The sequence below is a fragment of the Corynebacterium sp. HMSC034E11 genome (assembly GCF_001835905.1).
Lineage (GTDB): Bacteria > Actinomycetota > Actinomycetes > Mycobacteriales > Mycobacteriaceae > Corynebacterium > Corynebacterium coyleae.
The window spans coordinates 1-413 of the sequence record NZ_KV826413.1 but is presented as its reverse complement, the minus strand read 5'-3'; the positions used below and the strand labels follow the sequence as shown (position 1 = coordinate 413).

The 413-nt window shown below is 64.2% G+C and carries 1 protein-coding gene; it reads left to right on the top strand.

Features of this window, described 5'->3' with window-relative positions; all coding sequences use genetic code 11:
• A partial coding sequence (locus HMPREF2690_RS08345; protein WP_141761227.1) for an ABC transporter transmembrane domain-containing protein occupies positions 1–413 on the top strand: 413 nt, incomplete at both ends.

Here is a 413-nt window from a genome sequence, read left to right as displayed (position 1 = left end):
ACCCTGGCCACGCTGTACCTGCCGGATTTGAACGCGGACATCATCAACAACGGTGTCGCACAGGCTGACGTGCCGTACATCTGGCGGGTCGGCCGCACGATGCTGGTGGTGGCACTGGTGCAGATCGCCGCGGCGATCGCGGCGGTGTGGTTCGCCTCCCAGGTGGCCATGGACACCGGCCGCGACATCCGCGCGGCGGTGTACGAGCGCGTAACGGGCTTTGACCACGAGGAGATGTCACACTTCGGCACCGCCACCTTGGTCACGCGCGGGACGAACGACGTGCAGCAGGTGCAGATGACGTTCCTGCTGTTCATGAACTTTATGGTGGCAGCGCCGATCATGGCTATCGGCGGCATCATTATGGCGTTGCGCCAGGATGCGGGTATGTCGTGGCTGGTGGTCACGGCGGT